At 63.9% G+C, this 12,497-nt stretch carries 10 protein-coding genes and 1 pseudogene; 2 read left to right on the top strand and 9 right to left on the bottom strand.

What is annotated here, in order from left to right; all coding sequences use genetic code 11:
* Positions 1 to 75 precede the first annotated feature (75 nt).
* The 8 genes from ASE48_RS25030 to ASE48_RS25065 all read right to left on the bottom strand — a co-directional run bounded on the left by ASE48_RS25030 (position 76) and on the right by ASE48_RS25065 (position 7,695).
* A complete protein-coding gene (locus ASE48_RS25030; protein ID WP_057169842.1) occupies positions 76 to 507 on the bottom strand; it encodes a nitroreductase family deazaflavin-dependent oxidoreductase in 432 nt (143 codons plus the stop codon).
* 30 nt (positions 508 to 537) lie between these two features.
* Positions 538 to 1,143, bottom strand: a complete 606-nt coding sequence (locus ASE48_RS25035; RefSeq protein WP_057169843.1) for an HD domain-containing protein — start codon at positions 1,141 to 1,143, stop codon at positions 538 to 540.
* Positions 1,144 to 1,162: 19 nt separating this feature from the next.
* Positions 1,163 to 2,131 (bottom strand): NADP-dependent oxidoreductase, encoded by a 969-nt coding sequence (locus ASE48_RS25040; RefSeq protein WP_057170026.1) that lies wholly within the window; start codon positions 2,129 to 2,131, stop codon positions 1,163 to 1,165.
* 11 nt (positions 2,132 to 2,142) lie between these two features.
* Positions 2,143 to 2,628, bottom strand: coding sequence for a nuclear transport factor 2 family protein (locus tag ASE48_RS25045; protein WP_057169844.1), 486 nt, complete (start codon positions 2,626 to 2,628; stop codon positions 2,143 to 2,145).
* Between the two features lie 16 nt (positions 2,629 to 2,644).
* Positions 2,645 to 3,469 (bottom strand): alpha/beta fold hydrolase, encoded by an 825-nt coding sequence (locus ASE48_RS25050; RefSeq protein ID WP_057169845.1) that lies wholly within the window; start codon positions 3,467 to 3,469, stop codon positions 2,645 to 2,647.
* A gap of 9 nt (positions 3,470 to 3,478) precedes the next feature.
* Positions 3,479 to 4,675: a cupin domain-containing protein gene (locus ASE48_RS25055; RefSeq protein WP_057169846.1), complete on the bottom strand. Its 1,197-nt coding sequence runs from the start codon at positions 4,673 to 4,675 to the stop codon at positions 3,479 to 3,481.
* A 117-nt stretch (positions 4,676 to 4,792) separates the two neighbouring features.
* Positions 4,793 to 5,320: a hypothetical protein gene (locus ASE48_RS25060; RefSeq protein ID WP_156409351.1), complete on the bottom strand. Its 528-nt coding sequence runs from the start codon at positions 5,318 to 5,320 to the stop codon at positions 4,793 to 4,795.
* A complete protein-coding gene (locus ASE48_RS25065) occupies positions 5,317 to 7,695 on the bottom strand; it encodes an FdhF/YdeP family oxidoreductase (protein ID WP_156409352.1) in 2,379 nt (792 codons plus the stop codon). Before ASE48_RS25065 ends, ASE48_RS25060 begins: the two co-directional genes overlap by 4 nt.
* Positions 7,696 to 7,796: 101 nt before the next feature.
* Here ASE48_RS25065 and ASE48_RS25070 point away from each other — a divergent pair, with 101 nt between their 5' ends.
* A complete protein-coding gene (locus ASE48_RS25070; protein WP_057169848.1) occupies positions 7,797 to 8,168 on the top strand; it encodes a DUF488 domain-containing protein in 372 nt (123 codons plus the stop codon).
* 226 nt (positions 8,169 to 8,394) lie between these two features.
* Here ASE48_RS25070 and ASE48_RS25075 read toward each other — a convergent pair whose 3' ends face one another.
* The gene (locus tag ASE48_RS25075) at positions 8,395 to 11,133 is read right to left on the bottom strand and encodes a helix-turn-helix transcriptional regulator (RefSeq protein WP_200962255.1); all 2,739 of its coding nucleotides are present in this window, start codon (positions 11,131 to 11,133) and stop codon (positions 8,395 to 8,397) included.
* A gap of 326 nt (positions 11,134 to 11,459) precedes the next feature.
* On the opposite strand from ASE48_RS25075, the pseudogene ASE48_RS25080 reads away from it, so the two are divergent.
* A pseudogene (locus ASE48_RS25080) lies at positions 11,460 to 12,269 on the top strand (MMPL family transporter); the annotation flags it as partial.
* Between the last annotated feature and the right edge of the window lie 228 nt (positions 12,270 to 12,497).

A 12,497-nucleotide genomic window follows, 5' to 3' on the forward strand; every position in this document is an offset into this window, starting at 1 on the left:
TCGATGTGCCCATTCGGTGAATGCGTTCGACCCCGGCGCCCGCCGTCATGTGCCCTGGTGGTGAGCGCCGTTCGCTTATTGCGCGGCGCTTTTCACCAGCTCTATCACGGGGATGACGCGTGTGGTGTTGCGTTGGTGTTCGGCGAACTGGGGCTGAAGGGTGCTTTGTTGGGCATAGATGGCGTCGCGTTCGTCTCCGGTGAGTACGCGCGCTGTCGCGGGAAACGTTTCGGTTCCCAGTTCGACGGTGACCTCCGGGTGGGCAACCAGGTTGTTGTACCAGTGCGGATTGTCGTCCGATCCGCCTTTGCTGGCGAACACGAAGATGCGGTCCTCGCTGAGCAGGGCAACCAGCGGCGCGATGCGTTCGATCCCGGTCTTCGCGCCGGTGTGGTGCACGAGCACCAGTGGCATGCCGGCGAATACGCCACCGGCGGTTCCACCGCTGGCCCGGAACTCGCGGATGACGTTCCGGTTCATCTCATCGAAGTCGTATGTCTGAGTCATCAGATCTCCCTGCGGGTGTCGAGGCCTTGTTCAGAAGGCGGGGTTGATTCCGGTGCGGCCGGGCTGATGGCTCCGCAACAGGTCGGCGGCCCAGGATGGAGCGGCAGCTTTGTGGGGTTGTTCGATGGCCTGTTCGATGACCAGTGTTTGCAGCACTTCCTCGATGTGGGCGCGCGGGTGTTGGGTTTCGGCGTCGGTGATGCTGTCGGTGAAGCGGTTACGCAGTTCTGGTGGACCGAACTCGATTTGTACGCCGCGACGTAGGTAGTGGGCGATGGGGCCTCGACGTTCGGGAATGCCGGGGGTGGTGTGTAGGGCAATGGCTTCCCAGACGTGGTCGATGGTCGCCGCGTTCCATTCGCGTTCTGTCAGGAACGCGGCTGCTGCGTCGGCGCCTTCTATCTCGAACCGAGCGGCGCCGTTATACCGTTCGGCCGTGCCGACATCGTGGAACAACGCTGCGATGCAGAGCGATTCAGTGTCGAGGTCGGCCACGCCGTCGTACTGAGCGGCGTGTCGCCCGAGCAGGAAAGTTCGGATGCTGTGCTGATAGACCGCCGGGTGCAGGATGTCGCGAACGTGGGCAACGGCTTCACGCACAGGGCTGGTGTCCGGTACTTCGCCAGAAAGTGTCATGACAGCCTGAGGCCTCTCATCAATCGAAGGTCAGGACGAGTCGTCCGCGGATCCCGCCGGCTTCCAAGGCGCGATGCGCCTGCGCCGCTTCGGCCGCCGGGTAGGTCCGGGCCACTCGAAGGGTGAGCTTGCCCTGCTCGGCCAGCACTCTGAGCTCGTTGAGCTTGTCGTTGCGGTGGGTGTATTCGGGAACGAACACGTCGCGCACCGTGATTCCACGGTCTTGGCCGAGGTGGGCTGCGCCCCCGAGTTCCCACATGCGCACCGCGGCGATCTGCCCGCCGTCGCGCAGGGCGGGCACGACGTCTGCTCCCTGCAGCGAGCCATCGATCACGGCATCGACACCGTCGGGCCACCATTGCCGGATACGTTGTCCCACACCAGGTCCGCGAGGAACAATCTGGTCGGCACCGAGTGCGGCCACCAAGTTTTCATCAGCCGGCGCGGCGTCGGCGATCACGCGAAGACCGTCGGCTTTCGCCAGTTGGATGGCGTAGCCGCCGACGGCGCCGGCAGCACCGGTGACCGCGACTGTCTGTCCTGGGAGGAGCTGTAGTACGTCGAGGGCGCGCCGTGCCGTGAGTCCGTTCATCGGGAGCGTGGCGGCCTCCGGATGAGTCGTACCCGCCGGCGCGCGGGTCACCTGATCGGCGTCGACGACCAGGTACTCGGCGTAGGCGCCGCCGGTGGCGTCGATGGGCATCACGATGGTCATGACGCGATCTCCCACCCGCAGGTCTGTCTGGGTGTCTGGGCCGATGTCGTCGACGATGCCTGCCGCTTCCATGCCCGGGATGTAGGGCGGGCTCAGCGGGCCGGATCGCAGTAGCTCGTCGAGGTCGCCGCGGCGCAGCAGCGTGTCTCCGGGATTGACGGTGGCGGCGTGTACGCGTGTGCGGATCTGGCCGTTGCCTGCGGTGGGCCGCGGGATCTGCACCAGTGCGAGGACGTCGGGGCCGCCGTACTCGGTGACGCCGACGGCGCGCATCGTGGGCACGTTCATAGCCCGAGGTCGCTCAGACCGGGGTGGTCTGCGGGTCGTGGACCGGCACTGTCCCAGTGGAATAGCCGCTCGGCGTCGGTGATCGTGATGTCGTTGATGCTGGCGTGGCGGGTCTTCATCAGTCCGTCGGCGTCGAACTCCCAGTTCTCGTTGCCGTAGGCGCGGAACCACTGGCCGGTGCTGTCGTGGTACTCGTAGGCGAAGCGCACTGCAATCCGATCGTCGCCGTATGCCCAGAGTTCTTTGATCAATCGGTAGTCGAGTTCGCGCGCCCATTTTGCGTGCAGGAACTCCACGATGTTGTCCCGGCCTTGGACGAAGCTGGACCGGTTGCGCCACCAACTGTCCGGGGTGTAGCCCAGTGCGACCCGCTCCGGAGTCCGGGTATTCCAGAGGTCCTCGCCGGCACGGACTTTCGCGGTGGCGCTTTCGTGACTGAACGGCGGTTTGTTGGTCGAAGCGGTCTTTGCAGAAGTGGTCATTGTCGACTCCGAGGGTTCAGGATTGAAGGAACGCGAGCAGGTCCGCGTTGATGACGTCGGCGTGTGTGGTGGGCATACCGTGCGGGAAGCCTTTATAGGTTTTGAGTGCACCGTTTTTGAGCAGCGCCGCGGATTTTGGGCCGGCCGCGACATACGGCACGACTTGGTCGTCTTCGCTGTGCATCACCAGCGTCGGGATGGTGATCTTCTTGAGGTCTTCGGTGAAGTCGGTCTGCGACCAGGCGACGATCTCGTCGTAGTGAGCTTTGGCGCCGCCCATCATGCCCTGGCGCCACCAGTTCTCGATCAGAGCTTCTGACGAGGGCACGCCGGCCGTATTGAAGTTGTAGAACGGACCCGATGGCACTGCGCGGAAGAACTCGGAACGATTGGCCGCGAGTTGAGCCTGTAGGTCATCGAACACGGATTTGGGCTGGCCTTCAGGGTTGTCGTCGGTCCGCACCATCAGGGGTGGCACGGCTGAGATCAACGCGGCCTTGGCGGCTCGCTGCTCACCGTGGCGGCCCAGATAGCGAACCACCTCGCCGCCACCGCAGGAGTGTCCGATGTGGATGGCGTCATGTAGGTCCAGGTGCTCGACCACTGCCAGCAGGTCATCCGCGTAGTGGTCCATGTCGTGGCCGTCGGAGACTTGGCTGGAGCGTCCATGGCCGCGGCGGTCGTGTGCGATGACGCGGTATCCGTGCCGCAGGAAGAACAACATCTGGTTGTCCCAGTCATCAGAACACAGTGGCCAGCCGTGGCTGAGGACGATCGGTTGACCCGAACCCCAGTCCTTGTAGAAGATTTCCACGTTATCGGTGGTGGTGATCGTGGGCATAGCGACTCCTCAGGGCCGGTCGGGCATCAATAGGGGCTTGTCCTTGCGCATAGCAGCGACGGTGGAAGCGTCGAGGTTCAGGGTGGCGGCGACTACCGATTGCGGCGTCAAGCCCAGCCATTGGTTGGCCGAGAAGTCCTCGAAGTGGTCGCTGCGGAACAGTTCGAGCATCTGCACGGGCTCGTCACCGACGCATTCGAAGTAGTGGCCCATCGCGCGTGGGACGTAGCCGACATCGCCGGGATAGAAGTCGAACGTTCTGGCCTTGCCGCTGGACCCGAATACCGTCATCCGGGCGTGCCCGGACAGCCAGTACTGCCACTCGTCATTGTTGGGGTGCCAGTGCATTTCGCGCAGCGCACCCGGCTGCAGCTCGACCCATGCGGCGGCGATGGTGGAGGCCGACGGGAAGTTGTTGGAGTCGGTGATGCGGACGCTGCCGCCGGGGACCTCGATGGGGTCTTGGGCCAGCATTCGATGGGTCATGCGTTCGGCTGTGCCCGCCGGGGACTGGGTTGCTTCGATATCGGCGACCAGAGTCCCGGGAACCTCGCCGGGGAAGATGTAGCGACTGTGCTCGATGTCGCCTGCGGCAGGGATGTCGTCGAACGCCGATTCGGGCACGGCGAAGTTCTTGGCCAGCACACGCTTTGGTGTGTGGGCGAACCAGTCGGTGACCAGGAAGGTTTCGTTCTCGGAGAAGTTGCCGTCGTCGAACACCAGCAGGAACTCGCAATCCTCTAGTGCCTGTATCGAATGCGGAAAGCCGGAGCGGAAGTTCCACAGGTCGCCGCGGCCCACGTCGTCGATGTAGTTGCGGCCCTGCTGGTCCATGGCGGCGATGCGAGCGCTTCCCGACAACATGAATGCCCACTCGGCTTCACGGTGCCAGTGCAATTCGCGGTAGGCCCCGGCCTTGAGCCGCATGTTGACCCCGGCCAGGGTGGTGGCCACCGGCAGGTCCCGCGCGGTGACCTCGCGTGCCCAGCCGCCGGGAAGCAACCGGTTGTGTGCGGCTGAGAAGGAGAACTTCAGATTGGGCATGCTGCCCGAGTCGGTACTCGGAGCGCCCGGGTTCTGCCGGCCGATCGCCACGTTGTCGGGACCGAGCACGGTGGCACCCAGTTCCCCACGGATCGTGAAGACCATGCTCTGATCGTCAGAAGCGTTGCCGTTCAGCGGAGTATGGCTTGGCGATGTGGTCATTGCGGGTCTCCCTCGATTCGGGACACCGAGGGAGTGACGGTCATCAGCGCCTCGGTGTCCGACCATCATCGCTGCGCGGGGTGGTCGTGCGAATCTGCCACCGGACAGTGCGACCGGCTAGTCGCAGGTGTCGTGGCGACCGTGCGAGCGATCCCACAGGGTCAGCGTGGCCGCGGTCGTGGCGCCGAAGAGCAGGTGCGCGCTCAGATCCTTGCCGAGGGTCTTCGCGTCGTAGTCCCAGATCGGCTTGTAGAGCTTCGCCGGTGCCAGGACGGCGTAGGACTGCAACCAGACCGCCGCACCGAAGGCCAGTCCGTAGCAGGCAGGGTGGCGCGCCAAAACGCCTGTTGCCGCCCCGAGCGCCGCACCCCACCCCACACCGGTCGACCAGTGCACGACATTGTTGGTCAACCGTGCTCGTTGCGCCGGCAGTTTCCTGTGCAGTGCGCGGTCGATCACCAGCCTGCCGAACTTGGCCGGCGCCGGCGCGTCCTCCCAACCGTGTAGGCCCGCCGAGGTCTCCCAGTCGAGGAATCCGCTCTTGCCGCCTCCGCGTCGGTACCGGTAGTACCAGAGGGTGTCCATGGCTGCCGTGCCGATCGCGCCGGCCAGCGCCCCTCGCGCAGGCCCGCAGAGGATCCTCACGGCTGCCCCGCTGTGCTGTGTTGCGGATCGGCTGCGGTCGCCGCCGGCGCGACGGAGACGATCTGATGTTTCATCAGCGGCTGATCGCTCTGGGTGCTGAAATCACCGATTCCGCACAGGACGTTCAACTCCGGCATGTAGCCGCTGACACTGCCGGCCGGGATGTCGTAGGCGATCGCCCGATATCCCCACACGGTGCGGGTGCTGCCATCGCGGGCGAAACTGGTAATGTCGATGAGGTCGAACTCCGCGAGCCCTCGCTCCGTCATGTCGGCACGGTTCATGAACAACAGCGTGCGCAGATTCTTCACACCGCGGTAGCGGTCGTTATCGGAGTAGACGGTGGTGTTCCACTGATCGTGGGAGCGCACCGTCGAGAGCATGAGCTTTCCGGCCGGCGGAACCACGTCGGGCAGCGGTGACGCCCAGAACTCAGCCCGACCGGATTCGGTGAGAAAGACCCGCTCCCTGGCGGGTTGGCGGATGCGGAAGCCCAGCGGCATGCGCACCCGCCGGTTGAAGTCCTCGAACCCGTCCAGTACCGCTGCCATGGTGTCGCGAATGCGGTCATAGTCCTCGACGTAGGACTCCCACGGGGTCATCGAGTCGGGGAGGGTGGCGCGTGCCATCCCAGCGAGGATGGCGCACTCGGACAACAGGTGTGGTGATGCCGGCTTACGCATGCCGTGAGACAAATGCACCATGCTCATCGAGTCCTCGACGCTGACCCCTTGCTCGCCGCTGGCCGCGATGTCCTTCTCGGTCCGGCCCAGACACGGCAGGATCAGAGCCGCGCGGCCATGAACGAGGTGACTGCGGTTGAGTTTCGTGCTCACCTGCACGGTGAGGTCGGTATTGCGCAAGGCTTCGAAGGTGGCCTCGGTGTCCGGTGCCGCCATGGCGAAGTTACCGCCCATGCTGACGAACACTTTGACCTCGCCGACGCGCATGGCCTCGATGGTGGCCACCGTGTCGAGACCATCCTCGCGGGGCGACGAGATACCGCATACCTCGTCGAGGCGATCCAGGAACGCGGCCGGCGGATGGTTATCGATACCACAGGTGCGGTTACCCTGCACATTGCTGTGCCCACGTATCGGTGAGGGTCCGGCACCCTCGCGACCGATGTTGCCGCGCAACAGAAGAAGATTGACGATCTCGCGGATGGTGTCGACGCCGTGCTCTTGTTGGGTGAGGCCCAAACACCAGCTGATCACCGTCCGACTGGCAGCAAGATATCGATGGGCGAGGTCGCGGATCTCATGTTCGGATACGCCGGACTGCTCGACGAGGTGGTTCCACGGTGTGGCCGAGATGTGGTCGCAGTAGGACTCGAAATACGCGGTGTGATTTCGGATGAACTGCTGATCGATGGCATGAGGATCAGTGGCGGCGCGTTCCAGTACCGCTTTGGCCACGCCGCGCAGCAGTGCGAGATCGCCGGCGATGCGTGGCTGCACGTTCATCGTGCCGGTCTTGGTCGCGTGAAATGTTGCCATCGTGGCGAATTCGTGCGGGACAATTGTGCGTCGCGACGCCGCCTCGATCAGTGGATTCACGTGCACGATCTGCGCGCCACGGCGGTGCGCCTCGGCCAACGCCGTCAACATCCGCGGCGCGTTGGAGGCCGCATTGACCGCCATCACGATCAGGAGGTCTGCCTGATCCCAATCATCGATATCGCAAGTGCCCTTGCCGGTGCCGATTGCCGCCTGTAGGGCACGGCCGGAGGCCTCATGGCACATGTTCGAGCAGTCGGGCAGGTTGTTGGTGCCGAACTCGCGTACCCACAGCTGGTACAGGAAGGTGGCTTCGTTGGACAGCCGGCCCGAGGTATAGAACGACGCCTGATGGGGACTGTCCAGTTCGCGCAGCGTCGATCCGACCAGAGCGAATGCCTCACTCCACGTGATGGGTAGGTAGGTGTCGCTTGCTGGGTCGTAACTCATCGGTTCGGTCAGTCGCCCCTGATCCTCCAGCGCAAAATCGCTCCATCCGGTCAGCTCGGTGACCGTGTGTGAGGCGAAGAATGCACGATCGACCCTCTTGCGGGTCATCTCCCAGGTGACGTGTTTGATGCCGTTCTCGCAGATGTCCAGATGCAGGCCGTTGCGGTCATCGGGCCAGGCACACCCGGGGCAGTCGAAACCCCCATTTTCGTGGTTCATCTTCAGCACGGCGTGCGGTCCCCTGATCGGTGCTCGGCCCTCGGCGAGAACCCTGCCAACGCTGCGCGCCGCCCCCCACCCTGCTGACGGGGCGCGATCGTCCTCTTGAGAGAACGCACCTCCCAGATTTGGGCCCCGCCCCACCGCCGGGCTGCCCGGCGCACCGCGTCCCAATTCATCACCCAGAGAACCTTGTTGACCGGTCATCGTGTTTGCCTCCCATATCGGTGAAGAGCTCGGTCTAGGCAGCCCGTCCTGGTCGAACTACGCTGCGATGACCTACTGGCCACGCCAACCGTCGAGGTGTCATGAACCAACGAGTGCAGGTGCGCCGCATCTACGATGCTCCGATGCCCGATGACGGCGCCCGGGTGCTGGTTGATCGGCTGTGGCCACGGGGTGTGAGCAAAGAGCGAGCGCACCTCGACGAGTGGTGCAAGCAGATCGCACCATCGACCGAGTTGCGCACCTGGTATCACCACGCCCCCGAGCTGTTCGACGAATTCAGCCGGCGATACACCGCCGAGTTGGACGATCCGGAGCCCGCAGCCGCCCTGGCGCATCTGAAGGATCTGGCCTCAAAGGCGACGTTAACCCTGCTCACCGCCACCAAGGACCCCGACACCAGCGAAGCCGCCGTACTATCGGCCATCCTGACGCGTGGCCTGGCTGGGAAGTAGACACCAGTTCGGGAGTGCTGATCCCAGGCAACTCCGACCCCGAATTCCTTCTTGATAGGGGCGGCCAGATGCGGCACAGTAATCGTCCTTCCTTGGCAAGCGCCGAAGTCGAACGCCGGCAAGGTATCGCGGACGCGTCGATCAGGCCTCATCATCGCGGCTACGGCGTGAACTGCGCATCCGCCGGTGAACAGTGCAACTGGCCAGTCGTGTGGCACGGAGAGCCCTAGCTCTGTGCCACAGCAGGCAACGCGCCGTCGAGTTGGCTGCGAGACGTGATACCCAGCTTGGCGAACACCTTGCTCAGGTGGTACTGCACCGTGCGGGCACTGATGAACAGCCGCGCACCGATCTCCGAGTTCGACAACCCATCACCCGCCAATCGCGCCACCTGCGCCTCCTGCGCGGTGAGCTGCCGGTCTGCTGCCGCAGAGGAGCTACCCTCCTGGGTGCTGACACCGGTAGCTTTCAGTTCGCCCCGGGCGCGCTCGGCGAACCCGTTCATGCCCATCGCCTCGAACATGTCGTGGGCAGTGCGCAGCTGTGCGCGAGCGGCGCTGCGACGGCGCTCGCGGCGCAGCCACTCCCCGTAGACGAGATGAGACCGCGCGAGTTCTCCCCGCATGGTCGTCTGCCCAAGACGTTCGATGGACTCGCGGTGGAGCGTTTCGGCATCGGCACCGTCGCAGACGAGTGCCCGCGATCGCGCCGCCAGCCCCAAAGCCCAGTCGGTGCCGCTGGCTGTGGCCATCGAATCGAGCCGGCTCACAGCATCTGTCGCCAATTCCACGGCCCCGCTGCGCGCGGCAGCTTCGACCAGCTCTACAGGAGCCCAGTTCGTCGCTCCGAGTTCGAACGGAAAATCAGCGGCACGCTGTGCCGCATGCAGCGCCTTCCGATAGTCCCCGATCCCGTTGTACAGCAGTGCTTCTGCCCACCACGCAACGGTGATGCCGTTTCCTTCGCCGCGTGCAGTCACCTCGTTCACCGTGGCTGCGATCAGCGCCAGAGCTTTGTCCTTGTCTCCGCTCAACGCGGCCAGCGCCACCTCCGCGTAGGGCGCCAAGCTACTACCTGTGGCCACCTTCGCCACCTGCAATTCGTCAATCACCGCCGTAGCACCGGTGAGATCCCCGCGGAACAGCAGCGCGATCGCGCGAGAACTCAGCGCAATGGGAATTTCGCTCAGTTCCCCACCGCTGCGGGCCAGCTCAAGGAAGCGAACGGTCAGCATCTCCAAACGCTCGTCGTCCCAGGCGAAATAAGCGGCGGTCGATGCAAGAAAGATCCATCGCAATTCCATAGGAGCAGTGGTGTGGTTGTCGACGGCGGTTAAGGCCCTCTGCAATGCAGGCAATGCGGTCACATAGCCGTGACCAAAGTGCTCGACGAGCCAATCAAGCAGTAGGTCTGGCAACCTCCGGGCAACGGATGCGCGCGGCGCTGATTGTGCGGCGCGCGCTACGTCAATCACGTTGACCCCGAGTGCCAGTCGGCCGGCAAACATTGCCGCGAGAATCGCATCCAGGTAGGTGTCACGACAAAGCGATGTATCGATGTCTTCAAGCCGTCTCGCTGCCTTCAGCAGCAACGGTGGTGCGGTACTGCCACGACTGGCGATGAATGCCAATTGCGCTCGCACGAGGTCATTCTTCGCCTGTTGGTGGTCGCTGAGTTGTTCGGTTTCCGCCATAGCCAGCAGGTCGAGTGCACTGTCAAAAGCCCCTGCCTTAACTTTCGCCGACGCAGCCGCCAGTGCCCGCTCGGCACGTTGGGCTGGATCGACGGACAGGCTTGCGGCGCGTTCGAGGAATGTCGCCGCGGCTCCGATGCCGCCGCGGGCCTGCGCGCGATCGGCCGAGCGGTCGAGTTGAGCGGCAATGTTCTCATCAGGGCCCGTGGCAGCAGTGGCGTAATGCCACGCCCGTCGATCGGGATCCAGTTCGGCATCGGTCGATGCGGCGAGCGCCCGGTGAACGAGTTGCCTGTCGTGCGGCGGAGCCAAACGATATGCCGCCGAGCGTACGAGCGGGTGGCGAAACTTGACCCTGGTTGTGAAGGTGCACAACTCAGCTTCGATGGCGGGTGTTGCCGCCGCATGGTCGACGTGGAGACGGCTGGCTGCGCGCCAGATCAGCCCTAGATCGCCCGTGGGGTCAGCTGCGGCCAGCAATAGTAGGCGGCGCGTCGCCTCGGGCAACACCGCGATCCTCGAGCGGAAGATCTCCTCCACCTCAGACGACGGGCGCACCGCACCAGGCAATGCGAATCCGCCTGCGAGTTCGTCAGGGCTGAGGCTTCGGGGTAACTCCAACAACGCCAACGGATTCCCACGTGTCTCTGCAACGATCTGGTCGAGGACCTTCGGATCCAGAGGGGCGCTCAGCGCCGAGTTGAGCAGGGCGTGAGCGTCCTCCGCTCGGAGTCCTCTGAGCATGAGTACTGAGATGCCGGCTACCGCATCGCTCGGAATCCGGGCCGCGAACACAAGTCCGACCGCTTCGGTGCCCAAGCGGCGCGCGACGAATTCCAGCACTTGCGCGGACGCGCTGTCCAGCCATTGTTGATCATCGATCAAGCACAGGAGCGGTTGAACCGCTGCGACGGCAGCAAGAAGGTTCAGCAGCGCCAGTCCCACCAGGAAGCGATCCGGCGGCGGTCCTTCCGTCACGCCGAGCGCCGTGCGCAGCGCTCCCTGCTGCGGTAACGGCAATTCGTCGAGATGATCCAGCATGGGAAAGCACAGCTGATGCACTCCGGCGAAGGCCAGCTCCATTTCCGATTGAACGCCGGCGGTCCGCGCGATACGGATTTCAGTGCTGACGCCGAGGTAGTCCAGAAGCGCTGTTTTGCCGACACCCGCTTCCCCGCGTATCGCCAACGCGCGACTTTCACCGGAGCGCACGGCATCGACGAGTTGATCGAGGATCGTGCATTCGTCACGACGCCCGATCAACTCGCCCACGGAGCAACCTCCGGGTACAGCGCGCCGACCCGCACAAGGAGACGATAGTGGCTCATGCACAACTTTGCCGACTGTTCACGGTTCCCGCCAGTCAGCTGTATGACGATCTTGATTTAGGCGCTCGGCGTTCCTGCTAACGGCCACTCTCGGCCAGTACCGCTCACGTTGAGCATTCCTCGTGAATTGTTTGCTAGCTCGATGTTCCAGCTAACGCACCAGCAGATGCACCGACCTCGCGTCCAACAATCGCGAGGCGTCCGACGTTGTCGCCTCAGCTCGTGTCGATTCTCAAAGTCGATGACACACGCTGCGCCCCCTAGCCTGCATGGCCTGAACGATCCCGCCTCGACGGCGCCGCGCAAACACCGGACGTTCGCGTCGTTCAGAACGGCCTGACCAACCGCAACGACGCCGCCACACACATCACCACGCTTCGCGCCATACCGCCGCCCCTCGGCGTGACAATCCGCGTTGGCGGCACTCCTGCACTCGAATACGACAGCATCCAGGGACTTTTCGATAAACTACCCCTGATGCTGCTGGTCCTCATCACGACGACCACGCTGCTGATGTTCTTGGCGTTCGGGTCGCTCGTACTGCCGATCAAGGCCGCCATTATGAGCGTGCTGACCCTCGGCGCCACCATGGGCGTCCTGACCGCGATGTTCGTGGGCGGCCTGTTCGCCGACTGGCTCAACTTCACCCCACAGCCACTCAGCGCCCCCGTCCTGGGCCTGGTCATCGCCATCATTTACGGGCTGTGCACCGACTATGAAGTGTTCCTCGTATCCCGCATGATCGAAGCACGAGCACAAGGTATGTCCACCGCCGAATCCATCCGCATCGGCGCTGCCACTACCGGGCGCCTCATCACCGCCGCTGCACTCATCCTCGTCGTCGTCGCCGGAGCCTTCGTCTTCTCCGAACTCGTGATGCTCAAATACCTGGCCTTCGGACTACTGACCGCGCTGATCCTCGACGCCACCGTTATCCGCATGTTCCTCGTCCCCGCCCTGATGAAATGGCTCGGCGACGAATGCTGGTGGGCACCGGAATGGATGAAGAACCTCCAACAGCGCATCGGGCTCAGAGAAGTTCGCCTTACCGACGAACCGCACAAGACCATCACACACAACCAGGACCTCGGCATTGCCGAATCCCATCATGGACGAAATACGTTGCCCCACAGAACCACAGATCGGCAAGGCCACACGCCGCGTGGCCGTCACTCTCGCTCAAATCAAATGTCGACGAATTACGCCACCGCACACCAGCAACTCGACGACGCCCCCACGACACCCCTGGCCGTGCGGATGTAACCGCTGCCCATCGCTCCCCCAAGCTGCCTCTGGCTAGAAAAGATG

The sequence above is a fragment of the Mycobacterium sp. Root265 genome, from assembly GCF_001428895.1.
Taxonomy (GTDB): domain Bacteria; phylum Actinomycetota; class Actinomycetes; order Mycobacteriales; family Mycobacteriaceae; genus Mycobacterium.